Source organism: Pseudomonas sp. HMSC066A08, from assembly GCF_001813025.1.
Taxonomy (GTDB): domain Bacteria; phylum Pseudomonadota; class Gammaproteobacteria; order Pseudomonadales; family Pseudomonadaceae; genus Pseudomonas; species Pseudomonas aeruginosa.
Window position 1 is genome coordinate 215,562 of record NZ_KV811323.1, and the last position, 20,250, is coordinate 235,811.

The 20,250-nt window shown below is 65.0% G+C and carries 21 protein-coding genes, 1 tRNA gene and 1 pseudogene; 17 read left to right on the plus strand and 6 right to left on the minus strand.

Annotated features, from left to right (window positions below):
• Positions 1 to 141 precede the first annotated feature (141 nt).
• The 10 genes from HMPREF2886_RS20620 (at position 142) to HMPREF2886_RS20665 (ending at position 8,356) form a co-directional block, all read left to right on the plus strand.
• Positions 142 to 612 carry a YmfL family putative regulatory protein gene (locus HMPREF2886_RS20620; protein ID WP_034086376.1) on the plus strand — a complete coding sequence of 157 codons (471 nt, stop codon included), beginning with the start codon at positions 142 to 144 and terminating at the stop codon, positions 610 to 612.
• A complete protein-coding gene (locus HMPREF2886_RS20625; RefSeq protein ID WP_034063875.1) occupies positions 609 to 902 on the plus strand; it encodes an ogr/Delta-like zinc finger family protein in 294 nt (97 codons plus the stop codon). Before HMPREF2886_RS20620 ends, HMPREF2886_RS20625 begins: the two co-directional genes overlap by 4 nt.
• Entirely contained in the window at positions 899 to 1,249 is a 351-nt protein-coding gene (locus tag HMPREF2886_RS20630; RefSeq protein ID WP_070748232.1) for a hypothetical protein, read from the plus strand. Before HMPREF2886_RS20625 ends, HMPREF2886_RS20630 begins: the two co-directional genes overlap by 4 nt.
• Positions 1,250 to 1,320: 71 nt before the next feature.
• Positions 1,321 to 1,554: a hypothetical protein gene (locus HMPREF2886_RS20635; protein WP_003098410.1), complete on the plus strand. Its 234-nt coding sequence runs from the start codon at positions 1,321 to 1,323 to the stop codon at positions 1,552 to 1,554.
• Entirely contained in the window at positions 1,551 to 4,268 is a 2,718-nt protein-coding gene (locus HMPREF2886_RS20640; protein WP_070748234.1) for a toprim domain-containing protein, read from the plus strand. The genes HMPREF2886_RS20635 and HMPREF2886_RS20640 overlap by 4 nt, the downstream gene beginning before the upstream one ends.
• Before the next feature lie 44 nt (positions 4,269 to 4,312).
• Positions 4,313 to 4,666, plus strand: coding sequence for a DUF7673 family protein (locus HMPREF2886_RS20645; protein WP_070748236.1), 354 nt, complete (start codon positions 4,313 to 4,315; stop codon positions 4,664 to 4,666).
• Between the two features lie 11 nt (positions 4,667 to 4,677).
• Positions 4,678 to 4,884: a TraR/DksA family transcriptional regulator gene (locus HMPREF2886_RS20650; protein ID WP_083318585.1), complete on the plus strand. Its 207-nt coding sequence runs from the start codon at positions 4,678 to 4,680 to the stop codon at positions 4,882 to 4,884.
• Positions 4,885 to 4,943: 59 nt separating this feature from the next.
• Complete coding sequence (locus tag HMPREF2886_RS20655; RefSeq protein WP_070748238.1) at positions 4,944 to 5,195, plus strand: hypothetical protein; 252 nt, start codon at positions 4,944 to 4,946, stop codon at positions 5,193 to 5,195.
• Positions 5,188 to 6,966, plus strand: coding sequence for a DNA cytosine methyltransferase (locus tag HMPREF2886_RS20660; protein ID WP_070748239.1), 1,779 nt, complete (start codon positions 5,188 to 5,190; stop codon positions 6,964 to 6,966). The genes HMPREF2886_RS20655 and HMPREF2886_RS20660 overlap by 8 nt, the downstream gene beginning before the upstream one ends.
• Before the next feature lie 220 nt (positions 6,967 to 7,186).
• Positions 7,187 to 8,356, plus strand: a complete 1,170-nt coding sequence (locus tag HMPREF2886_RS20665) for an Arm DNA-binding domain-containing protein (protein WP_015967222.1) — start codon at positions 7,187 to 7,189, stop codon at positions 8,354 to 8,356.
• Positions 8,357 to 8,477: 121 nt separating this feature from the next.
• Here HMPREF2886_RS20665 and HMPREF2886_RS20670 read toward each other — a convergent pair.
• Positions 8,478 to 8,567, minus strand: a tRNA-Ser gene (locus HMPREF2886_RS20670).
• A gap of 129 nt (positions 8,568 to 8,696) precedes the next feature.
• Here HMPREF2886_RS20670 and HMPREF2886_RS20675 point away from each other — a divergent pair.
• From HMPREF2886_RS20675 to HMPREF2886_RS20705, 7 genes and pseudogenes are all read left to right on the plus strand, one after another.
• Positions 8,697 to 9,365: a Bax inhibitor-1/YccA family protein gene (locus HMPREF2886_RS20675; protein WP_033978087.1), complete on the plus strand. Its 669-nt coding sequence runs from the start codon at positions 8,697 to 8,699 to the stop codon at positions 9,363 to 9,365.
• A 110-nt stretch (positions 9,366 to 9,475) separates the two neighbouring features.
• Positions 9,476 to 9,871 (plus strand): sulfurtransferase complex subunit TusD, encoded by a 396-nt coding sequence (tusD, locus tag HMPREF2886_RS20680; protein WP_033973479.1) that lies wholly within the window; start codon positions 9,476 to 9,478, stop codon positions 9,869 to 9,871.
• Positions 9,868 to 10,227, plus strand: a complete 360-nt coding sequence (tusC, locus tag HMPREF2886_RS20685; protein WP_003090389.1) for a sulfurtransferase complex subunit TusC — start codon at positions 9,868 to 9,870, stop codon at positions 10,225 to 10,227. Before tusD ends, tusC begins: the two co-directional genes overlap by 4 nt.
• Positions 10,227 to 10,532 (plus strand): sulfurtransferase complex subunit TusB, encoded by a 306-nt coding sequence (gene tusB, locus HMPREF2886_RS20690; protein WP_033978715.1) that lies wholly within the window; start codon positions 10,227 to 10,229, stop codon positions 10,530 to 10,532. The genes tusC and tusB overlap by 1 nt, the downstream gene beginning before the upstream one ends.
• Complete coding sequence (locus HMPREF2886_RS20695; RefSeq protein WP_003090393.1) at positions 10,529 to 10,864, plus strand: TusE/DsrC/DsvC family sulfur relay protein; 336 nt, start codon at positions 10,529 to 10,531, stop codon at positions 10,862 to 10,864. Before tusB ends, HMPREF2886_RS20695 begins: the two co-directional genes overlap by 4 nt.
• Positions 10,861 to 11,844, plus strand: a complete 984-nt coding sequence (locus HMPREF2886_RS20700; RefSeq protein WP_033978714.1) for a glycosyl transferase family protein — start codon at positions 10,861 to 10,863, stop codon at positions 11,842 to 11,844. The genes HMPREF2886_RS20695 and HMPREF2886_RS20700 overlap by 4 nt, the downstream gene beginning before the upstream one ends.
• An 87-nt stretch (positions 11,845 to 11,931) precedes the next feature.
• Positions 11,932 to 12,906, plus strand: a pseudogene (locus HMPREF2886_RS20705) (glutathione S-transferase family protein).
• 4 nt (positions 12,907 to 12,910) lie between these two features.
• Here the strand turns inward: HMPREF2886_RS20705 and cysG are convergent.
• From cysG to ftsK, 5 genes are all read right to left on the minus strand, one after another.
• Positions 12,911 to 14,308 carry a siroheme synthase CysG gene (cysG, locus tag HMPREF2886_RS20710; protein WP_070748241.1) on the minus strand — a complete coding sequence of 466 codons (1,398 nt, stop codon included), beginning with the start codon at positions 14,306 to 14,308 and terminating at the stop codon, positions 12,911 to 12,913.
• A 1-nt stretch (position 14,309) separates the two neighbouring features.
• Positions 14,310 to 15,590: a serine--tRNA ligase gene (gene serS / locus HMPREF2886_RS20715; RefSeq protein ID WP_070748243.1), complete on the minus strand. Its 1,281-nt coding sequence runs from the start codon at positions 15,588 to 15,590 to the stop codon at positions 14,310 to 14,312.
• 121 nt (positions 15,591 to 15,711) lie between these two features.
• A complete protein-coding gene (locus HMPREF2886_RS20720; protein WP_033973472.1) occupies positions 15,712 to 17,037 on the minus strand; it encodes a replication-associated recombination protein A in 1,326 nt (441 codons plus the stop codon).
• Between the two features lie 9 nt (positions 17,038 to 17,046).
• Positions 17,047 to 17,673 (minus strand): outer membrane lipoprotein periplasmic chaperone LolA, encoded by a 627-nt coding sequence (gene lolA, locus HMPREF2886_RS20725; RefSeq protein WP_003090414.1) that lies wholly within the window; start codon positions 17,671 to 17,673, stop codon positions 17,047 to 17,049.
• Positions 17,674 to 17,698: 25 nt separating this feature from the next.
• Entirely contained in the window at positions 17,699 to 20,134 is a 2,436-nt protein-coding gene (gene ftsK / locus HMPREF2886_RS20730; RefSeq protein ID WP_083318586.1) for a DNA translocase FtsK, read from the minus strand.
• Between the last annotated feature and the right edge of the window lie 116 nt (positions 20,135 to 20,250).

A 20,250-nucleotide genomic window follows, 5' to 3' on the forward strand; every position in this document is an offset into this window, starting at 1 on the left:
AGCGGATCGCTTTCCTAATGGCCGCCTCGCCTACGCGATTCTCAAGGACCTATCTGAAGAGATAGGGGCAGATGTTGTCCCCGGTATCCGCCGAGCTGCAGACAAACAGTAATGGCCACCGCCCTGGAGAGACACCAGAAGATGAAACGCCCGCTCCTAGAAACGCGGCGCCAGGTGGTCAGCGCGATCATCGGCGCCTACCCCGGCGGTCGTGAATGCGCCGCCGCCCGCCTGGGCCTCGATCTGAAGAAGTTCGACAACCACGCCTACGAGAACGCCGGCAGCAAGCCGCTCAGCGACGACCAGTTGCGCTTGCTCGAGCAGGAAACCGGCACCAGCCACTTCCCCGAGTACGTCGCACACCTGTATGGCGGCATGTTCGTGCAAATGCCCGATCCGGCTCAGCTGGACAACCTCGACCTGTACGCGAGGGGCGTCGCCACCGCCATCAAGCGTGGAGAGGTCGACCGCATCATCGCCGAGGCGCTGCGCGATGGTGAGATCGACGAAGCCGAACTCGCTGAAATCATTGTCGCTCACCGCCAACATCTGGCCGCACGGCACGCCGAGGTCGGCGCAGTGATCACCCTACACAGGAGGGTCAAGGCGTGAGCGTCTACAAGCTAGTCTGCCCCTGCTGCCACAGCCGGATGCGAATCCGCTCCTCCGAAGGCCAGACCCCGTGCTTCCGCTCGATGTACGCGCAATGCACAAACGCGCTCTGCGGCGCCACCTTCACCGGCTCCCTGAGCTGGGACTACCAGCTCAGCCCCTCGGGCCTCGAGCGGCCACTGCTGGTGCTCCCCATGGCACCTTCGAAAACCCGTCAACTGGCACACCGCGACCTCGCGGCCGCAACCAACCAGTTGGACCTGCTGGACCACATGGAGTGCATGCAATGAACGGCAGCAACGACTATCGCAGCACCATGCAACAGGCCGCCGCAGCCTACTTACGGAGCAACGCGAACCAGTACCTGTCCTCCGGCGCCGACCGGCTGTTCGGCGCCTGCGTCAATCATCTGGTCAAGGGCCTCGAGGTTCCCCAGTTCATGGCCGAGCGACTCGCCCAGCGCGCCTGGGACCAGGTATTTGCAGGTCCTGAGCCGATCTGGCTGGGTATCGACTGGGGCGAGGGTGACAACGAAGTGGTCTACCTGATCGACACCCGCAGCCACTGCCGCTTCCCGATCCCGGCCCGCTACCTGCCCGACCATCTGCTCAAGCAGCGCCCGCAGCACACCCCGTAACCACCCTGAGATCGACCCACCCACTGCCGTGGGTTTGGGGAAGTTACGCCCAGAATTCGAGGTATTCCGCTATGAGCGGCCACATTTCAATCACCGTCGAAGTTGACCAGAACCAGGCTGAGAAATACCTGCTCTGGCTGGTCAGCCAGTACGAGGCCGCCATGGCCGAGTGCTGGTACGACGATCGCTACCGCTATACGCCGCAGGGGCTGCGCGGCAAGCGCATCCTCGAGGACCGTCCACACATCGCCGGCATCTGCCGGACCATCCGCGAGCTGCGCAAGCAGATTCGGGGGCGCGCATGAAGGAAATGGACCGCGAGCTCAAGGCCGACGTGCTACGCCGCCTGCAAGACCAGTACGGCTTGACACCGATCAAGGGCACGAAGTACATGCGCAAGGGCGAGTGCCCGACGTGCGGCAAAAAGGAGCTCTACACCCTCGCCGACAGCCCCTGGTTCATCCGCTGCGGGCGCGGCAAGTGCGGCGACACTTGGCACATCAAGGAAATCTACCCGGAGCTCTTCGACGACTGGAGCAAACGAGCGCCAGCCACCGACAAGGAACCTGCAGCCTCGGCCCGGGCGTACCTGGCGCACGCCCGCGGCTTCGACCTGGCGCTGATCGATGGCTGGTACAGCCAGGAAAACTACTGGGACCGCGACCTTGAGATCGGTAGCGCGACAGTACGCTTCCCGCTGAAGAAAGGCGGCTACTGGGAACGTCTGATCGATCGCCCGAGCCGCTTCGGCAAGAAGAAGGCCCGCTTCAAGCCGGGCGACAGCCCGCGCGGCGTCTGGTGGTGCCCACCCAGCGTCGACCTGCAGGTGGTGAAGGAGCTGTGGATCGTCGAAGGCATCTTCGACGCCATCGCGCTGCTGCACCACGGCATCGACGCTGTGTCAGCCATGAGCTCCAACGCCTTCCCCGAGCAGTCCCTGCGCGAACTCGCGACAGCCCGTGGCGGCAAGCTACCGAAACTGATCTGGGCGCTGGACAACGAACCCGGCGCCCATAGGTACACCCGGCGATGGGTGACCGAGGCGCGTGCCCTGGGCTACGTCTGCGAAGCGGCCCAACTGCCGCAGCGCAACAACCGCAAATTCGACTGGAACGACCTGCACCAGCGCTGGATGTTCATCGATGACGCGGCCGAGCGTGCTGCAAAGATCGAGAAAGACCTCAAGACCGCACGTCATGAGGGCGCGCTGCTGATCGCCGAGAGTCCTGCCGAGAAAGCGCTGCTGATGTACGACTGGAACAGCCGCGGCGAATTCCACTTTCGGTTCGGCAACAGATTGTTCTGGTTCAAGCTGGACCTCGAGAAGTTCGACCGGGCCATGCGCGCGTTCGAAAACAGCGACGACCACGAAGATAAGTTGCTGAACGACAGACAGAAGCGCGACAAGGCGCTGCAGCAGTCAGGCAATGTGGTTGAAATCGCAAACTGCTTCCCCCAGGCCCTGTACTTCCAGCGCAACGAGGTCACAGACGAGAGCTGGTACTACTTCCGCATAGATCGTCCCGACGACGAGAGCGTGAAGAACACCTTTACCAGCGCCCAGGTCGCAGCGGCCAGCGAGTTCAAGAAGCGCCTGCTCGGCGTGGCGGCCGGGGCGATATTCACCGGCAGCGGCGCGCAGCTCGACCAGATCATGAAACTGCAGCTCACCGGCCTGAAGACGGTGGCCACCATCGATTATCTCGGCTACAGCCGGGAGCATGCCTGCTACGTTCTGGGCGACGTGGCGGTGCGAGGTGGCGTGATCGAGAAAGCCAACGCCGAAGACTTCTTCGAGTTCCAGAAACTGCGCCTGAAGACCCTGCAGCGTTCGATCAAGCTGCAGATCGCCACCGACGCCAAGGACTACCGTCCGGAGTGGCTGGACTGGCTGTGGACCTGCTTCGGCGCCAAGGGCCTAGTAGCGCTGGCATTCTGGTTCGGCTCACTGTTCGCGGAGCAGATCCGCGCCGAGTTCCAGTCCTTTCCGTTCCTCGAGGCCACCGGCGAGGCCGGTGCCGGCAAGTCGACGCTTATTACCTTCCTCTGGAAGCTGCTCGGCCGCGCCGACGAAGAGGGCCAGGACCCGTCGAAGATGACCAAGGCGGGCCTGCGCCGCTGGCTGACCCAACTGTCGAATATGCCGATGGTTCTGCTCGAGGCCGACCGCAGTGACAACAACCGCGGCACCGCCGCCAAGGCCTTCGACTGGGACGAGTTCAAACCCCTCTTCAACGGCCGCTCCCTCGGCGTGACCGGCCAAAAGACCGCCGGCAACGAGACCTACGAGCCGCCTTTTCGCGGAACCCTGGTGATCAGCCAGAACGCCACCGTCGTGGCCTCCGAGGCAATCATGACTCGCATCGTGAAGCTGCACTTCAGCCGGCCGGAAATCACCCGCGAGAGCCAGGCCGCGGCCGACAACCTCAACCATCTGTCAGTGCTCGAGGTCAGCCACTTCCTGCTACAGGTGATCCGCGCCGAAGGCCAAGTGCTGGAGTGCTTCCGCGAGCGGCTGAAGGTTCACAGCGCGACGCTGCGCGGTCTGAAGCAGATTCGTATCGAGCGGCTGATACTCAACCACGCGCAGATGATGGCCCTGGTCGACGCGCTGCGCCTGGTGGTGCCGCTGTCCGAGCACCAGCTCGCCTGCGCTCAGCAGACCCTGATGACGATGGCCCTGGAGCGCCAGGACGCCGTCAACGCCGACGCGCCCGAGGTGGCCGAGTTCTGGGAGGTCTACGACTACCTCGAAAACCTCAGCGAAGAGCCGGTGCTCAACCACAGCAAGAACCCCGGAACCATCGCCATCAACCTCAACGAGTTCGTGAAGCTGGCCGCCGACCACCGCCAGAAGGTGGCCGACGCGGCAACCCTACGCGACCTGCTGAAAGAGTCCCGCCGGCACAAGTTCATCGAATACAAGGCCGTCGACAGTGCCGTGCGTTCGGCACACGCCCGCCAGAACCCTCTCACCAACCGACCCAGCACCGTCAAGTGCTGGATTTTCCAAGCCTGACCGGCGCGGCAACGCCGGAACTGCAACCCCAAAGGAGAGACTCCATGCACCCCCTCCCCCACGACTATCTGCAACTAATCCACGATTTCCAGACCAGGCAGCAGGAGAACGAGGTAGCTGGCCTCACCGCGCTGAAACGCCTGCTGCCGATCGCCCAGCGCGACAGCGGCCAGAGCGGCGTGGTCGGTCGGTTCCTGCTCGGCCTGTACAACGGACAAGCCCACCGCTTCGACCTCACCGAGCTGCGCAGCCTCGACCCAGCGCTGTTCGATGCGTGCCTGTCCGTGCTGCGTATGGACTACGCCCCGAAACAGGAAGTGCATGAGTACTTCGAAGCCGGCGACGCGATCTGGCAGGACCTGAGCAGACGCTGGGCCGCAGCGACACTGCCGGCATAAGGGGGCTGACTGTGGATGTGATCGACCAGGCCAACGAACGGGCCGAGAACATGATCCAGGCCGCCCTGGCCCAGCGGATGACCACCCGCCCGGCGCCCAGCGCCCTCTGGTGCGAGGATTGCGGCGAGCAGATACCCGAGGCCCGCCGCCAGGCCGCCCCGGGCTGCGAATGCTGCATCAGCTGTCAGGAGCTGCGCGAGCACCCCGCGCGGCGTTGAAGAAGAGGCGCCAGGGAGCGGCAACTCCCTGGCGCCAACCACCCCAAAGGAGAGACACCATGCAAGCGAATCAGCCTCAAGGCGGCAGCGCCAAGGCTAGCACAGCCACGTCGGCCATCCGCACTCGTCCAGCGATGGCCAGCAAGCGGCTGGACCTTCCGAGCATCTGCGACATCTGCGGTAACGCGCGTTCCACCGGCAAGCACCAGCGCTGCAGCCGGATTCGCCAACAGGCCAAGGCGGTCGAGTGGGCCAGCTACATGGCCAACCTGGCGGCCAGGAAGGCGCAGGGAGGGCGGCGGCATGCTTAAGCGCACCCTCTACCACTTCCACTTCTGCTGCGGCCTGGGCGGTGGCGCCGCCGGCTTCAACCGGGCGCGGCCGCGGGTCGGTAACGTCGAGGCCGAATGGGTCTGCCTCGGCGGGATCGACGTGGACCCGGCCGGATTGCGCGACTTCGAGCACCTGGCCGGTGTCCCGGGCACCCTGCTGGACCTGTTCACCCGCGACCAATACATCCGCTTCCATGGAACGGAGCCTCCCGCCGGTTGGCGGGAGGCAACCCCGGAGGACATCCGCCGCGCCGCCGGTGGGCGCCGACCGGATGCCGTGTTCATCAGCTCGCCCTGCAAAGGCGCCAGCGGCCTGCTGTCGGAGAAGATGAGCCTGACTCCGAAGTACCAGGCGCTGAACGAGTTGACGCTGCGCTGCATCTGGCTGATGGGCGAGGCATGGGCTGATGACCCGGTGCCGCTGATCGTCTTCGAGAACGTCCCGCGCCTGGCGAGCCGCGGCCGGCACCTGCTGGACCAGATCAACAGCCTGCTCGGTGGCTTCGGCTACGCCGTGGCGGAAACCACTCACGACTGCGGCGAGCTGGGCGGTCTGGCCCAGTCGCGCAAGCGCTTCCTGCTGGTCGCGCGGCACGTCGAGAAAGTGCCACCCCTCCTGTACGAGCCGGAGAAGAAGAGCCTGCGCGCCGTCGGCGACATCCTCGGCCGCATGCCGCTGCCCGGCGATATCGACGCTGCCGGCCCGATGCACCGTGTGCCATCCCTGCAGTGGAAGACCTGGGTTCGCCTGGCACTGGTGCGAGCCGGCAGCGACTGGCGCAGCCTGAACGACCTCGCCGTCGAGGACGGCTACCTGCGCGATCTGATCATCGTCCCGAAATACCGGGCTGGCTACATGGGCGTGCACGGTTGGAACGACAGCACGGGCACCATCGCCGGTCGCAGCAGCCCCACTAACGGCGCATTCTCTGTCGCGGACCCGCGCGCGCCGGCAAACGCCCTGCAGTACCAGCAGTACGGCGTGCGCCGCTGGACCGACACCTCGGGCGCCATCATCGGCGTCAAGTCGCCCGGCCAAGGCACGTACTCCGTCGCCGATCCCCGCGGCCAGAGTTTCGGCAAGTACCCGGGCACCGACTGGGACGGCCCAGCCGGCACCGTGATCGCGGCCAGTGCTACCGGCCAGGGTGCATTTGCTGTCGCGGACCCGCGCCACCGTGGCCCTGCCAAACACTCTAACGAGTTCCGCATCGTGCCTTGGGACCGCCACGCACAAGCGGTCACCAGTGCCCATGGCACAGGCCAGTGCGTCGAAGACCCGCGCGTGCTCAGCCGGACGAAGGGAGACCCGTATCTCACTGGCGGCCACTACGGCGTAGTTGGGTTCGACCAATCCGCCGCCGCGGTGTCGGCCAGTGCGAGGCACGACAACGGTCGATGGAGCGTGGCCGATCCGCGCATGCCGGAGGCGAACGACCGGTTGACCTGCATCATCCAGTCGCTGGACGGCACCTGGCACAGGCCGTTTACCACCCTGGAGCTCGCCGCACTGCAGAGCTTGGTCGACCCCGAAGAGCAGTTGGTCCTCGACGGCCTGAGCGACAGCGACTGGCGAGAGCGGATCGGCAATGCGGTTCCGCCGGCTGCGGCCGAGGCCATCGCCGGCGTGATGGGCACCACCCTGTTGCTGGCTGAGGCTGGCGAGACCTTCCTGCTCAGTAGCACGCCGATCTGGGTGCGTCAGGTCGCCGTTGGACTGAGTATTTCAGAACCTGCTGGGAGTCTCTGAGGAGAAACAACATGCACGAACTATTGAAGATGTTAGACAGCCCGAGGAGCCTGCTGAACTTCTCGCTGGCAACCCTGGCCGTCCTGGCCTTGTACTTCGTAGTGGTGACCGGTCGGTAGAGAGCTACCAGAAACAGGCAACGAATCTTCTTGGCCCGCTTGCGGGCCTATTTTTTGGAGGCTTGGTAGCCTGAACGCTTGGTGTGGATCAGGGGAACCAGATGGCAGACGGAGTCGAGGTACGCGGAAAACGGATCAGGATCTACTTCCGCTACCAGGGCGAGCTGTGTAGGGAGTCCATACCAGGGGACGCAACGCCCGAGAATATAGCCAATGCCGAACGGCTGGCCGGCATCATCAACTACGAGATCAAGCAAGGAGTCTTCAGCTACAGCCGACACTTCCCGGACTCACCCCGGGTGAAAAGCAACACCTTGGGCCATTACATCGACCTCTGGCTCGATATCAAACGCAACCAGATTGCTGCCAGCGGCTTCCGCGGCTACACCAGCCGCGTGGAAACCCACATCCGACCTCGCTGGGGTGACAGCCAGGCCGACAGCATCGACCACCTGGATATTCAAGACTGGGTGCAGAACACGCTCATGCCCAAGCTGCACAACAAGACGGTGCGAGAGATCGTCAGCAACCTGCGGCAGATCTTCCGGCTGTATCGAACTCGGAACCGGAGCGCGCACGACCCAACAGACGGCATCGTGATCACTCTCCCGGATGCGGATGACCCAGACCCATTCACTCGAGAGGAAATCGACCTCATCCTCGGTACCGAAACCGCGCGCATCGGTGAGCTGAACCTGGCGGAATTCATGATCTGGAGCGGCCCCCGCGTCAGCGAGGCCATAGCTCTGGCCTGGGAAGATGTCGATTTGGACACGGGGACCGTGGTTTTCCGCCGCGCTCGTGTACGCAGCCAGTACAAGGTCACCAAGACTCGCCGATCGACGAGGAAGGTCCAGCTACTGGCCCCGGCGCTGCGCGCACTGCAGCAGCAGGCCAAGCTGACCAGACGCCTTCCGCCCGTACAGATCGAGGTGATAGACCGCGACAACCGGACCAGAAAGCCTCAACGGGTACGCTTCGTGTTCCACAACAGTGCTAGCGGGGCGGCGTACTCCACGTCGGATACGCTGCGCAACGGCTGGTGGCATGGCCACCTCAGGAATGCGGGCGTCCGCTCACGTGGTCCCAATCAGTGCCGCCACACCTTCGCCAGCCAGATGCTCAGCAGCGGCATCGCCACTCCCGAATGGATCGCGGACCAGATGGGGCACACCTCGACGGCGATGATCTTCAAGCATTACGCCAAGTGGATCAGCAAGGACGGCCCCGACATCGTAGGTCTGCTGAATCAGGCGCTGAAACTTTCCTGAAGCAACGAAAAAGGGGCCCTGCGGGGCCCCTTTTTTCTGCGCCTCGTTCCCAGTTTGTTCCCAAATCGTTCACTCCTGAGAGTGGGCCGAATGAAAACATCAATGAAAACAGTAGGTTATATGGCGGAGGCGGTGAGATTCGAACTCACGGAAGAGTCTCCCCTTCGACGGTTTTCAAGACCGTTGCCTTAAACCACTCGGCCACACCTCCGCATCGCGGGGCGCCATAGTACCGGATAGCAACACACTGTCAAACTCTATCGATTGGCCCTGGCAGAGGCTTTGCTATCATGCCCATCAGTACGTCATGGACCCGTTCCCGTTAAGGAGTACCCACACCATGCAAGAACAGCAATATCAGCTGAACCCCGCCGTCGCGGAACAGCGTGAAGTCAGCGGCGTTCTGCGCAATACCTACGGCCTGCTGGCACTCACCCTGGCCTTCAGCGGCCTGGTGGCCTACGTTTCGCAGCAGATGCGCCTGCCCTATCCGAACGTGTTCGTGGTGCTGATCGGCTTCTACGGCCTGTTCTTCCTCACCGTGAAGCTGCGCAACAGCGCCTGGGGCCTGGTCAGCACCTTCGCCCTGACCGGCTTCATGGGCTACACGCTCGGCCCGATCCTCAACATGTACCTCGGCCTGCCCAACGGCGGCAGCGTCATCACTTCGGCGTTCGCCATGACCGCCCTGGTGTTCTTCGGCCTGTCCGCCTATGTGCTGACCACCCGCAAGGACATGAGCTTCCTGTCCGGCTTCATCACCGCCGGCTTCTTCGTCCTGCTGGGCGCCGTGCTGGTATCGCTGTTCTTCCAGATCAGCGGCCTGCAACTGGCGATCAGCGCCGGCTTCGTCCTGTTCTCCTCGGCGATGATCCTCTACCAGACCAGCGCGATCATCCACGGCGGCGAACGCAACTACATCATGGCCACCATCAGCCTGTACGTGTCGATCTACAACCTGTTCATCAGCCTGTTGCAGATCTTCGGCATCGCCGGCGGCGACGACTGATAGAAAGCGCCTCCGAAAAAGCCCGTCCCCGCGACGGGCTTTTTCATTTGCGGACCGGCAAAACACAGGCATTGGTTTATCATTCGAAAAAATCCTTCGCGTATCGCAGCATGAAATTCGCCATCGCCCTATTCGACCCTCCCCACTCCCCCGCCGCCCGCCGCGCGCTGCGCTTCAGCGAAGCCGCCCTGGCCGGCGGGCACGAAATCGTCCGCCTGTTCTTCTACCAGGACGGCGTGCACAGCGCCTCGGCCAACGTCGTGAGCGGCCAGGACGAGTTCGACCTGCCCGCCGCCTGGCGCGAGCTGGTCGAGCGCAACGGCCTGGACGCCGTGGTCTGCATCGCCGCCGCCCTGCGTCGCGGCGTGCTGAACGCCGAGGAAGCCGAACGCTACGGCCGTCCCGGCGCCAGCCTCGGCGCACCATGGGAACTGTCCGGACTCGGCCAGTTGCACGAGGCGGCGCAAAGCGCGGACCGCCTGGTCTGCTTCGGAGGCGACCGATGAGCCAGTCGCTGCTGATCATCAGCCGCCAGTCGCCCTGGTCCGGCCCGAGCGCCCGCGAGGCGCTGGACATAGCCCTGGCCGGCGGCGCCTTCGATCTACCGGTCGGCATGCTGTTCCTCGACGACGGCGCGTTCCAGCTGGCTCCCGGCCAGCATCCTGCGCACCTGCAGCAGAAGGACCTGCAGGCCAACCTGCAAGCCCTGCCGATGTTCGGCGTGGACGACCTCTATGTCTCGGCCCGCAGCCTGCGCGAGCGTGGCCTGGCGGAAGAGCGCCTGGCCCTCGCGGTCGAGGTGCTCGACGACCAGGCCCTGCGCGACCTGCTGCAACGCTACGACCAGGTGATTACCCTCTGATGGCCACGACCCTCCACGTACTGTCCCGCTCGCCGTTCAATGACGGCCGCCTGGGCAGTTGCCTGTACCTGCTCAACCCCGGCGACGGCCTGCTGCTCTGCGGCGACGCCGTGCACGCCCTGCTGGCCGGCAGCCACGCCTGCCAGGCCCTGGAACTGATGCCGGCGGAAATCGAACTGTTCGCCCTGCTGGAAGACCTCCAGGCGCGCGGTATCGAGGACGTCCCCGCTCGCCTGGTGGCGGTGGACTACCCCGGCTTCGTCGAACTCGCCGTCCGCTTCGACAAGGTCAACAGTTGGCTATGACGCTCCTTACGCTGGAAGGCCGGGAAATCCGGCTGGACAAGGACGGCTACCTCGCCGCCCTCGACGATTGGTCGGAGCCGGTGGCGGAAGCCCTCGCCGCCCGCGAGGAGCTGGCCCTGACCGCCGAGCACTGGGAGATTCTCCAATTGCTCCGCGAGTTCTATGCGGAGTTCCAGCTGTCTCCGGCCAACCGCCCGCTGATCAAGTACGTCGCCCAGCGACTGGGTCCGGACAAGGGCAACAGCCTGCACCTCAACCACCTGTTCAAGGGCGCCCCCGCCAAGCTTGGCGCGAAGCTGGCCGGCCTGCCGAAACCGAGCAACTGTCTATGACTCTCTCGACTCCCGCGGAACATCCGTTCGCCCAGTTCGTCCGCATCCTCGGCAAAGGCAAGCGCGGAGCGCGCAGCCTGACCCGGGAGGAAGCCCGTGAGGCCCTCGGCATGATCCTCGACGGCAGGGTCGAGGACACCCAGCTGGGCGCCTTCCTCATGCTCCTGCGGCACAAGGAGGAAAGCAGCGAGGAACTGGCCGGCTTCACCGAGGCGGTGCGCGAGCGCCTGCAAGTCCCGTCCTTGCGCGTCGACCTCGACTGGCCCAGTTACGCCGGCAAGAAGCGCCACCTGCCCTGGTACCTGCTGGCCGCCAAGTGCCTGGCCGGCCATGGCGTGCGCATCCTCATGCACGGCGGCGGCGCGCATACCGCCGGGCGCCTGTACAGCGAGCAGTTGCTGGCGGCGCTGGAGATCCCGCTCTGCCACGACTGGCTGCAGGTAGAACAGGCCCTGGAGCGCGGCCACCTGGCGTTCATTCCACTCGGCGCCTGGATGCCGGTGCTGCAACGCATGGTCGATCTGCGCAATACCCTCGGCCTGCGCTCGCCGATCCATTCGCTGGTTCGCCTGCTCAACCCCCTGAATGCGGATTGCATCCTGCAGAGCATCTTCCACCCCGGTTACCAGGAAACCCACCGCGAGGCCAGCCGCCTGCTCGGCGACCGGGCCATCGTCATCAAGGGCGAAGGCGGCGAGATCGAAGTCAACCCGGACGTCGTCGCCCACCTGTATGGTTGCGACCTGGATGAAGCCTGGGACGAGGAATGGCCGGCATTGTCGACGCACCGGCACATGAAGCCGGAACAGCTCGACCCGGGTTTCCTTCGGGCCGTCTGGGACGGCCGCGAAGGCGACGCCTATGGCCACCTGGCGGTGCTCTCCACCATGGCCCTGGCGCTAAGGGCCCTTGGCAAGAATCGCGAAGAAGCCTTCAAGGAAGCCGCACACTACTGGGCGACCCGAAACGAATCGATCTGATCGATACGAATAGCCCTTTATTTATATAAATTTATCGATCGCCTGACACTAGACTGTTCCTCCAACGACGTATGGAGGAACCCGCTCATGGGACAGTTGATCGATGGCCGCTGGCACGACCAGTGGTATGACACACAGAAGGACGGCCGCTTCCAACGCGAAAACGCCCAGCGCCGCCATTGGCTGGGCGAGCCGGCGTTCCCCGCCGAGGCCGGGCGCTACCATCTCTATGTCTCGCTGGCCTGCCCCTGGGCCCATCGGACCCTGATCGTGCGCAAGCTGAAGGGGCTGGAGTCGCTGGTCGATGTTTCGGTGGTCAGTTGGCTGATGCGCGAGAACGGCTGGACCTTCGACCCCGCCCACGGCTCCACCGGCGATCGCCTCGACGGCTAGGCCTTTCTGCACCAGCGCTACACCCGCGACGACCCGCACTACAGCGGCCGGGTCACGGTGCCGCTGCTGTGGGACAAGCAGGCGCAGAAGATCGTCAACAACGAATCAGCCGATATCGTCCGCATCTTCAACAGCGCCTTCGACGCCATCGGCGCCAACGCGCTGGACTTCTACCCGGAGCCGCTGCGCGAGGAGATCGAACGCCTCAACGGACGCATCTATCCGGCGGTCAACAACGGCGTGTACCGTGCCGGCTTCGCCACTCGCCAGGACGCCTACGAGGAGGCCTTCGTCCAGTTGTTCGAGGAGCTGGACTACCTGGAAGGCTTGCTCGGCGAACGCCGCTACCTGGCCGGCGAATACCTGACCGAGGCCGATATCCGCCTGTTCACCACCCTGGTGCGCTTCGATGCGGTGTACCACGGACACTTCAAGTGCAACCTGCGGCGCATCGAAGACTACCCGAATCTCTCCGGCTGGCTGCGCGAGCTGTACCAACGCCCGGGCATCGGCGAGACAGTGGACTTCGAACATATCAAGGGGCACTACTACGCCAGCCACCGCACCATCAACCCGACCGGGATAGTACCGCTGGGCCCGCGCCTCGACCTGGCGCGCGCGCCAGGCCGGGAACGACTTCCCGGCAAGGGCATCTGGGGAGAAGACTGAAGGCTCAGGCGTCCTCGCGGGCGCCTTCGAACCAGGCCAGCTTGTCGCGCAGTTGCACGACTTCGCCGACGATCACCAGGGTCGGCGCATGCACTTCGTGCTCGGCCACCAGTTGCGGCAGGTTTTCCAGGGTTCCGGTGAATACCCGCTGCTGGGCGGTGGTCCCCTGCTGGATCAGCGCCGCCGGGGTCTGTGCGGAGCGACCGTGGGCGACCAGTTGCTCGCAGATCACCGGCAATCCCACCAGGCCCATGTAGAACACCAGGGTCTGGCCAGGCGCTACCAGGTCCTGCCACGGCAGGTCGGTGGTGCCGTCCTTCAGATGACCGGTGACGAAACGAACCGATTGCGCATGATCGCGATGAGTCAGTGGAATCCCGGCGTAGGCCGCGCAGCCGCTGGCCGCGGTGATTCCCGGCACGACCTGGAAAGGTATGCCGTGGGCAGCCAGTTCGTCGATTTCCTCACCGCCGCGGCCGAAGATGAACGGGTCGCCACCCTTCAGGCGCAGCACGCGCTTGCCCTGGCTGGCCAGCTCCACCAGCAGGCGGTTGATCCGATCCTGCGGCACCGCATGTTCGGCGCGGCGCTTGCCGACGTACAGGCGTTCGGCATCGCGGCGGCATAATTCGAGGATCGACGGCGCCACCAGGCGATCGTAGAGCACCACGTCGGCCTGCTGCATCAGGCGCAGGGCACGGAACGTCAGCAGGTCCGGGTCCCCCGGCCCGGCCCCGACCAGATATACCTCGCCCGTGGCCATGTGCGCGAGGCCGCCGGCCAGGCGCTCTTCCAGGAGACGCTCGGCTTCCGCCGGACGGCCGGCCAGGACACGCTCGGCGATCTCGCCCTGGAACAGGTTTTCCCAGAACAGCCGGCGCTGCTGCAGGTCGGGTAGCAATTCCTTGACCCGGTGGCGGAAGCGGCTGGCGAGTCCGGCCAGTTGCCCGTAGGTCGAGGGAATCCAGGTTTCCAGCTTGGCCCGGATCAGCCGCGCCAGCACGGGTGCGTCGCCGCCGCTGGAGACCGCTACCACCAGCGGCGAACGGTCGACGATGGCCGGGAAGATCACGCTGCACAGGGCCGGCGCGTCCACCACGTTGACCGGTATCCCGCGCGAATTGGCCGCCCGCGACACCTCGGCGTTCAGCGGTTCGTCGTCGGTGGCGGCGATGATCAGGGCGCAGCCGGGCTGGTCGCCGTCCTGGTAGTCGCGTTCGAGCAGCTCGCCGCCGCCCTGCTCCACCAGATGCCGCAGTTCGATGTGGATCTGCGGCGCGACCACGCGCAGGCGCGCGCCGGCGTCGGCCAGCAGGCGCGCCTTGCGCAGGGCGACTTCGCCGCCGCCGACCACCAGCGCGAGGCGCCCTTGCAAGGAGTGGAACAGCGGCAGGAAATCCATGTCAGCCGATCACCTCGATGCCAGCCATGTAGGGCTTGAGGACTTCCGGCACACGGATCGAGCCGTCCGCCTGCTGGCAGTTCTCCAGTACCGCCACCAGGGTGCGGCCGACGGCCAGGCCGGAGCCGTTGAGGGTGTGCACCAGCTCGGGCTTGCCGGTTTCCGGATTGCGGTAGCGGGCCTGCATGCGCCGAGCCTGGAAGTCGCCGCAGTTGGAGCAGGAGGAAATCTCGCGGTACTTGTCCTGGCTGGGAACCCAGACCTCCAGGTCGTAGGTCTTGGTCGCACCGAAGCCCATGTCGCCGGTGCACAGCGCCAGCACCCGATACGGCAACTCGAGCAGTTGCAGGACGCGCTCGGCGTTGGCGGTCAGGCCTTCCAGCGCCTCGTAGGAGGTGGCCGGATCGACGATCTGCACCATCTCCACCTTGTCGAACTGGTGCTGGCGGATCATGCCACGGGTATCGCGCCCGGAGGCACCAGCCTCGCTGCGGAAGCACGGGGTATGGGCGACGAACTTCAGCGGCAACTGCTTGGCATCGAGGATCTGCCCGGAGACGATGTTGGTCAGCGAAACCTCGGCGGTCGGGATCAGGTAGAGGTCGGCTTCGCCGTCGCGGCCGATCTTGAACAGGTCCTCCTCGAACTTCGGCAACTGGCCGGTGCCTTGCAGCGCCGGAGCCTGGACGAGATAGGGGGTGTAGGCCTCCTCATAGCCATGCTCGGCGGTATGCAGGTTGATCATGAACTGCGCCAGGGCGCGATGCAGGCGGGCAATCGGGCCGCGCATGAGGGCGAAGCGCGCGCCGGAAAGCTTGGCGGCGGTCTCGAAATCCAGCCAGCCATGCCGTTCGCCGAGGGCGACATGGTCCTTGACCTCGAAATCGAAGGTCTTCGGCGTGCCCCAGCGACGCACTTCGACGTTGGCGTCCTCGTCGGCACCGACCGGCACCGACTCGTGCGGCAGGTTGGGAATACCCAGCAGCATGGCATCCAGTTCGCTCTGGATGGCGTCCAGTTGGCGCTTGCCTTCCTCCAGCTCGGAGCCCATGCGGTCGACATCGGCCAGCAGCGGCGCGATGTCCTCGCCACGTTGCTTGGCCTGGCCGATCGCCTTGGAGCGCGCGTTGCGCTCGGCCTGCAGTTGCTCGGTACGGGTCTGTACCGACTTGCGCTGCTCTTCCAGCGCTTCGATGCGCGCGACATCCAGTTGGAAGCCACGGGTGGCCAGGCGGGCAGCCACTTCTTGCGGCTGGGTGCGTACCAGTTTGGGATCGAGCATGCTCTTTTCTCGTCTCGTGTCGGTTATCGGCGGTTCGTGGCCCGGTTGGCGCTTCGCCGGCCCCGGCGACGTCATCGACGCCGTCACGGAAGCCTGGCTAGCTCCGACGAGCCCATACCGCTCAGGATTTTCTGCGTTGGCGGGGGCTGGTGCGATCCAGCTCGGCCAGGTGTTCCAGCTTGTCGCGGATCTTCAGTTCCAGGCCCCTCGGCACCGGTTGATAGTAACGCCGCGGCTCCAGATCCTCGGGGAAATAATCCTCTCCGGCGGCATAGGCATCCGGCTCGTCGTGGGCGTAGCGGTATTCCTCGCCATAGCCGAGGCTCTTCATCAATTTGGTCGGCGCATTGCGCAAGTGCAATGGCACTTCCCGCGAGCCGCTTTCGGCGACGTCGCGCATCGCCGCGTTGAACGCGCTGTACACCGCATTGCTCTTCGGCGCACAGGCCAGGTAGACAATGGCCTGGGCCACCGCCAGCTCGCCTTCGGGGCTGCCCAGGCGCTCCTGCACGTCCCAGGCCGAGAGGCACAGGCCGAGGGCGCGAGGATCGGCATTGCCGACCTCCTCGCTGGCCATGCGCACCACCCGCCGGGCGATGTACAGGGGATCGCAGCCGCCGTCGAGCATGCGCGCGAACCAATAGAGTGCCGCGTCGGGATTGGAGCCACGCACCGACTTGTGCAGCGCGCTGATCTGGTCGTAGAACGCCTCGCCGCCCTTGTCGAAACGCCGGCGGGTATCGCCGAGCAGATTCTGTAGCAGTTCGGGACTGATCTCGCTGCCGTCCTCGGCGAGGTCGGCAGCGTTCTCCAGCAGGTTCAGCAGGCGCCGCCCATCGCCGTCGGCGGCGGCCAGGAGAACCTGGAAGCTCTCCTCCGGCAGGCTCAGCTTGCGCTTGCCGAGGCCCTTGTCCTCGTTCAGCGCGCGACCCACCAGCTTGCGCAGGGCGGTTTCGTCGAGGCTCTTGAGGACATACACGCGAGCCCGCGAGAGCAGCGCATTGTTCAACTCGAAGGACGGGTTCTCGGTGGTCGCGCCAATGAAGATCAGCGTGCCGTCTTCCACATAGGGCAGGAAGGCATCCTGCTGGCTCTTGTTGAAGCGGTGCACCTCATCGACGAACAGGATGGTCCGGCGTCCGTATTGCGCCGCGTGCTGCTTGGCCACCTCGACCGCCTGGCGGATCTCCTTGACCCCGGACAGCACCGCGGAAATGGTCTCGAAATGGGCGTCCGACACCTGCGCCAGCAGCCGCGCCAGGGTGGTCTTGCCGACTCCCGGCGGGCCCCAGAAGATCATCGAGTGCAGCGCACCCTGCTCCAGCGCCTCGCGCAAGGGCTTGCCGCGGGCCAGCAGGTGTTCCTGCCCCACGTACTCGTCCAGGTTTGCGGGCCTCAGCCGTGCCGCCAGAGGCTGCGCGACGGGCTCGCTGCGGAACAGATCCACGGCTTGCGCTTACTCCTGGATCACGTCGACGCCCGGCGGAACGTCGAAGGTGAATTGCTTGGCATCCAGCGCCTCGTTCATCTTCACGTCGAAGAACAGGATGTTGGTGCGCTGGCCGACGCCATCGATCATCTGCATGTCGTTCACCTTGCCGCTGCGGAACGACAGGCGCAAGGTGTCGAAGAGGGTGTCCTTGGTCTTCGGCTTGAGCACGAAGTCGACTACGTTGCCGCCTTCCTTGTAGGTGATGGCGAAGCTTTCGCTGATCTTCGAGATGTCGCCGGAGAGCAGCAGCGCCGGCGTCTGGGTCAGGCGCTGGTCGAGCTTCTGGATGGTCACCTGCTCCAGGTCCGGATCGTACAGCCAGACCTTCTCGCCGTTGGAAATGAGCAATTGCTCGTTCGGCGCATCGGTATGCCAGCGGAACAGTCCCGGCCGCTTCAGGCTTAGTTGGCCGGCGGTTTCCTGCAGGCGCGTGCCGCTACCGTCCAGGGTCAGCTGGGAAAAACGCGCGGTCAGGGTCTGGGCCTTGTTCAGCAGGCCGGTCAGGCGCTGGACGGCGGCGCTGTCGTCGGCATGGGCCAGCGAAGCGCCCATGGCCAGGGCGGCAACGAACAACGTGCGGATCAGTCGCATCGGAATCCTCTAAAACCTGTCGGGTTCAATCACGAACCGGCGCCGGCGCGATGACTTCGCGGGAGCCGTTGGTATTCATCGGGGTGACCACGCCGGCCATCTCCATCGCCTCGATCATCCGCGCGGCGCGGTTGTAGCCGATCTTCAGCTTGCGTTGCACGGCGGAGATCGATGCCCGGCGACTCTCGGTGACGAAGCGTACCGCCTCGTCGTAGAGCGGGTCGTCCTCGCTGCCTTCGCCGGAACCATCGCCGCCATCGAAGGAACCGCCACCGCCGCCGCCTTCGTCGACGCCAGCGAGGATCTCCTCGATGTAGTCGGGCGCGCCGCGCAGCTTCCAGGCCTCGACCACCCGGTGCACCTCGTCGTCGGAAACGAAGGCGCCGTGCACGCGAATCGGCAGGCCTGTGCCCGGCGGCAGGTAGAGCATGTCGCCGTGACCGAGCAGTTGCTCGGCGCCACCCTGGTCGAGGATGGTGCGCGAGTCGATCTTGCTGGAGACCTGGAAGGCGATCCGGGTCGGGATGTTGGCCTTGATCAGGCCGGTGATCACGTCCACCGACGGCCGCTGGGTCGCCAGGATCAAGTGGATACCGGCCGCCCGCGCCTTCTGCGCGATACGGGCGATAAGCTCCTCGACCTTCTTGCCGACGATCATCATCATGTCGGCGAATTCGTCGACCACCACCACGATGGTCGGCAGGGTGCTCAGTTGCGGCGGCTCGTCGTCCGGGCTTTCGCGACGGAACAGCGGGTCGGTCAACGGCGTGCCGGCCTCCTCGGCGTCCTTCACCTTGCGGTTGAAGCCAGCCAGGTTGCGCACGCCCATGGCCGCCATCAGGCGGTAGCGCCGCTCCATCTCCGCCACGCTCCAGCGCAGGGCGTTGGCGGCTTCCTTCATGTCGGTGACTACCGGGCAGAGCAGGTGCGGGATCCCTTCGTAGATCGACAGTTCGAGCATCTTCGGGTCGATCATGATCAGTCGCGCCTCGCTCGGCGTGGACTTGAACAGGATCGACAGGAGCATGGCGTTGACCCCCACCGACTTACCGGAGCCGGTGGTACCGGCCACCAGCAGGTGCGGCATCTTCGCCAGGTCGGTGATGATCGGCCGACCGCCGATGTCGTGGCCCAGGGCCAACGGCACGGTGGACTTGTGCTCGTCGTACTCCGGCGACGACAGTACTTCGGAAAAGCGCACCATCTGCCGATCTTCATTGGGAATCTCGATGCCGACGGTGGTCTTGCCGGGAATCACTTCCACCACCCGCACGCTGATCACCGCCAGCGAGCGCGCCAGGTCCTTGGCCAGGTTGGAAATACGGCTGACCTTGACCCCCGCCGCGGGCTGGATCTCGAAACGGGTGATCACGGGGCCCGGATGCACCGAATCCACGCTGACCTCGACGCCGAACTCCTTCAGCTTGATCTCCAGCAGGCGCGACATCGCCTCCAGCGACTCGGGCGAGTAGCTCTTCTGCTTCACTTCCGCCGGGTCGAGCAGCGACAGCGGCGGCAGGGTGCCCTCCACCGCCGTATCGACGAACAGCGGCGCCTGCTTCTCTTTCAGCACGCGCTTGCTCGGCTCCGGGGCCTTCGGCGGCGGTGGTGGATCGATCTTCGGCGGCGGGCGCTTCTCCCGCTCGCTCATGTGCTTGGCCAGGGCCTCTTCGCGTTCCAGCAGGCGCTCCTTGGCCTTGGACTGTTCGCGGCGGTCCGGCACGCTCGGCGCCACCACCTCGGCGACACGCTCGTCGACCTCGCGCAGTTGCGCGACCAGTTGCTTGCGCTCGGCGCGCGCGCCCATCCAGCGATTGAAGGCGTTCTGGATCAGTTCGAAGAAGTCCAGGGTGATCTTGCCGGTGACATCCATCACCTTGAACCAGGAGAGGTCGGCGAACACCGTCAAGCCGAAGAGGAACAGGGCGAAGAACACCAGCGTGCTGCCTTGCACGTTCAGCGCATCCACCGCGACGCGGCCCAGGCTCTGGCCGATGGCGCCGCCGGCCGAGGCGCTGGCCGGCATGTGGCCGCTGGCGTGGAAATGGATGTAGGCCAGTGCCGAGCCAGCCAGGATCAGGAAGATCAGCCCGACCAGGCGCCAGGAAAACAGCCAGGTGTTCCATTCCCACGGCAGGTTGCGGCGCCGGAATACCTGCCAGGTCTTGATGCCCAGCAACAGCGGAAAGAGGTAGGCGAAGTAGCCGAGCGTCATGAACAGGATATCGGCGGATACCGCACCGAGCCGACCGGCGGCATTCTGCACCTGGTCAACCTGGCTCGAGTGACTCCAGCTCGGATCGGCCGGGTCATAGGTGAGCAGAGCCATCCACAAGTAGAGGCAGAGCGCGCCCAGCGCGATCAGGACCCCTTCCTTCAGGCGGGAATGCAGTTGCTGACGCCATGCGGCGGCATGGCTCGCGGTGGTCGAATCCTTCAAATCGCTATTTTTCCTGCGCACGGCTGGTGCTTTAGAAGCTGTCTTGGTCAAAACGCGCCTATTGTACGGCTTTAGAGAAACTCTGAAAAATCACACCCGAAATCAGCGGCAATCCGTGCGTGGCTGATCCCGGCTCC

Excerpts from the sequence above, each read along its gene's own strand:
- HMPREF2886_RS20655 (WP_070748238.1), top strand. The coding sequence starts at position 4,944 with ATGCAAGCGAATCAGCCTCAAGGCGGCAGCGCCAAGGCTAGCACAGCC.
- HMPREF2886_RS20700 (WP_033978714.1), top strand. The coding sequence starts at position 10,861 with ATGACTCTCTCGACTCCCGCGGAACATCCGTTCGCCCAGTTCGTCCGC.
- HMPREF2886_RS20635 (WP_003098410.1), top strand. The coding sequence starts at position 1,321 with ATGAGCGGCCACATTTCAATCACCGTCGAAGTTGACCAGAACCAGGCT.
- tusB (WP_033978715.1), top strand. The coding sequence starts at position 10,227 with ATGGCCACGACCCTCCACGTACTGTCCCGCTCGCCGTTCAATGACGGC.
- tusC (WP_003090389.1), top strand. The coding sequence starts at position 9,868 with ATGAGCCAGTCGCTGCTGATCATCAGCCGCCAGTCGCCCTGGTCCGGC.
- HMPREF2886_RS20640 (WP_070748234.1), top strand. The coding sequence starts at position 1,551 with ATGAAGGAAATGGACCGCGAGCTCAAGGCCGACGTGCTACGCCGCCTG.
- HMPREF2886_RS20695 (WP_003090393.1), top strand. The coding sequence starts at position 10,529 with ATGACGCTCCTTACGCTGGAAGGCCGGGAAATCCGGCTGGACAAGGAC.
- HMPREF2886_RS20675 (WP_033978087.1), top strand. The coding sequence starts at position 8,697 with ATGCAAGAACAGCAATATCAGCTGAACCCCGCCGTCGCGGAACAGCGT.
- tusD (WP_033973479.1), top strand. The coding sequence starts at position 9,476 with ATGAAATTCGCCATCGCCCTATTCGACCCTCCCCACTCCCCCGCCGCC.
- serS (WP_070748243.1), bottom strand. The coding sequence starts at position 15,590 with ATGCTCGATCCCAAACTGGTACGCACCCAGCCGCAAGAAGTGGCTGCC.
- HMPREF2886_RS20630 (WP_070748232.1), top strand. The coding sequence starts at position 899 with ATGAACGGCAGCAACGACTATCGCAGCACCATGCAACAGGCCGCCGCA.
- HMPREF2886_RS20620 (WP_034086376.1), top strand. The coding sequence starts at position 142 with ATGAAACGCCCGCTCCTAGAAACGCGGCGCCAGGTGGTCAGCGCGATC.
- HMPREF2886_RS20665 (WP_015967222.1), top strand. The coding sequence starts at position 7,187 with ATGGCAGACGGAGTCGAGGTACGCGGAAAACGGATCAGGATCTACTTC.
- HMPREF2886_RS20660 (WP_070748239.1), top strand. The coding sequence starts at position 5,188 with ATGCTTAAGCGCACCCTCTACCACTTCCACTTCTGCTGCGGCCTGGGC.
- lolA (WP_003090414.1), bottom strand. The coding sequence starts at position 17,673 with ATGCGACTGATCCGCACGTTGTTCGTTGCCGCCCTGGCCATGGGCGCT.
- cysG (WP_070748241.1), bottom strand. The coding sequence starts at position 14,308 with ATGGATTTCCTGCCGCTGTTCCACTCCTTGCAAGGGCGCCTCGCGCTG.
- HMPREF2886_RS20645 (WP_070748236.1), top strand. The coding sequence starts at position 4,313 with ATGCACCCCCTCCCCCACGACTATCTGCAACTAATCCACGATTTCCAG.